Annotated in this window: 2 protein-coding genes; both read left to right on the top strand. The window is 74.2% G+C overall.

Going from position 1 to position 2,221, the window contains the following annotated elements:
* On the top strand, nt 1-1,863 hold a 1,863-nt coding region (locus VI078_07005), incomplete at its 5' end, for a hypothetical protein (protein ID HEY5999039.1).
* The coding region (locus tag VI078_07000; GenBank protein HEY5999038.1) for a serine/threonine-protein kinase at nt 1,860-2,221 on the top strand (362 nt) is incomplete at its 3' end. The genes VI078_07005 and VI078_07000, both read left to right, overlap by 4 nt.

The following is a 2,221-nucleotide window of genomic DNA, read 5'->3' as shown; positions in this document are numbered from 1 at the left end:
GAGTTGCTGGCGCGCTGCCTGCGCAAGGACGCGCGCGAGCGGCTGCGCGACGCGGGTGACGCGCGGCTGCTCCTCGCCGAAGCGCGCGCGCACTCCGAGCCGCCCGCGGCGGCAGGGGCCGCGCGGGACCGCCGCCGCTGGATCGTGCCCCTCGTGACGGCGGCGGTCGCGATCGCCGCGACGGCGGCGGCGCTCCTCGCGCTGCGGCCCGCGTTGCCGGCCGGCCAGTTGCGCCGGTTTCGCGTTCCGGTGGAGGGGCTGACGACCCATTTCTTCGAGCCGCTCGCGCTCACCCGGGACGGGAGCGCGATCGCGTACGAGGCCAGGGGGCGCCTCTGGATCCGCCGCCTGGAAAGGCTCGACGCGATCGAGGTCCCCGGTTCGAACGAGGGACGGGCGCCGTTCTGGTCGTGGGACCAGTCCACGCTGTGCTTCAGCGCCAACCGGAAGCTCTGGGCGTTCACGCCCGGCGGCGACCAGAGCCGGGAGCTCTGCGACATCCCCGAAAGCGGCCAGATCGTCGGCGGCGCCTGGGGCGCCGATTCCCGCATCGTGCTCGCGATCTGGCGCGGCGGGTTGTACGAGGTCGCGGCCGGCGGGGGCCGGCTTCGCCCGCTGCTCGCGCCGGACAGCACCATCGTCGATTACCACGGCCCGACCTTCCTGCCGGACGGCCGGTCGGTCCTGCTCTACGTGCACGACAAGCAGGGCAACGGCGCCGTTGCGATCGTCGAGGGGTCCCCGCCGCGCCTGCGGCGGGTCTACGACGGCCTGGACGGGTCCGCGGTGAGCTACTCGCCGACCGGCCACCTGCTCGTCACCCAGGAAGGAGGCGCCTTCGGCGGCGCGACGTGGGCCGTGCCGTTCTCGGTCTCCTCGCGCAAGGCCACGGGGCCCCCGTTCCGGATCCTGGACGGCGCCCAGCTGGCGAGCGACAGCCGCGCGGGCCTGCTGGTGGCGGCCGAGGACCCCGCTTCGCCCACGGGGCAGCTCGGGTGGTGGCGGCGAGCAGGGGGCGCTGAAGAGCCCGTCGGGCAACCGCAGCAGGGCCTCTCCAGCCCCTCGCTGTCCCCGGATGGCTCCCGCGTGGCCTACGTCGTCGTCGAGAACCAGAACGTCGACATCTGGGTGCAGGACCTGGTGCGGGGCACGAGGACCCGGCTCACCTCGAGCCCGGTCTGGGAGGGCCATCCGGCGTGGTCCCCGGACGGGACGCACATCTATTACGCCTCGCGCGGGGGGGTCGGAACGGACCGCATCGTGGGGGTCGCGGGCGACGGAAGCGGCGCACCCGACACCATCGCCCAGGGGCTCGAGCCGGCCGTCAGCCCGGACGGGAGGAATCTCGTCTACACGGTGGACCGCAAGGGCAATGGCGACCTGTGGACCGTCGCGCTGGCCGGCGGGAGCGCGCCAAGGCCCTTCCTGGTGACGCCCGCCGACGAGTCGGACCCGTCGTTCTCTCCCGACGGCCGCTGGATCGCCTACACGTCGGACGAGTCCGGCCGCAGGGAGGTCTACATTCGCCGCTACCCCGAGGGGGGCTCCCGCCTGCAGGTCTCCGTGAACGGCGGCGAATGGCCCCGGTGGATGCGGCGCGGCGACGGGATCTTCTACGTGTGCGCCGACACGCTCGAGCTGGTCTCGGTCGGGCCGGGCGAACGTCCCGCGCTCGGCATGCCGCACGCGCTGTTTTCGGCGAGCGCGGGAGAGTTCGACCTCCGGCACACGAACGCCGCCGGCTTTCCGCTGGATGCCCACCCGGACGGCCAGCGCTTCATCGGCGTGCGCCAGGTCGGCCCGCCCGTGACGCGCTCGCTGCTCTTCGTGGAGAACTGGCTCGCGGAGTTCCGCAGGCGATGACGCTCGCCCCCGGAACGCGGCTCGGCCCGTACGAGATCGTCGCGCCGCTGGGCGCCGGCGGCATGGGCGAGGTGTACCGCGCGAGGGACACCCGGCTCGGCCGCGAGGTCGCCATCAAGGGACTGCCCGAGGCGTTCGCGGGGCACCCCGAGCGGCTGGCGCGCTTCGAGCGCGAGGCGCGGCTGCTCGCGTCGCTCAACCACCCGAACATCGCGGTGCTGTACGGGCTCGAGGAAGCAGCGGGCGTGCCCTACCTGGTGCTCGAGCTGGTCGAGGGCGAGACCCTCTCCGCGCGGCTCGGGCGCGGCGCGCTGCCCGTGCGCGAGGCAATGGAGATCGGCGCGCAGGTGGCGGCCGC

This window comes from bacterium (assembly GCA_036524115.1).
Lineage (GTDB): Bacteria > JAUVQV01 > JAUVQV01 > JAUVQV01 > DATDCY01 > DATDCY01.
This window is presented reverse-complemented; position numbering and strand designations above follow the sequence as displayed.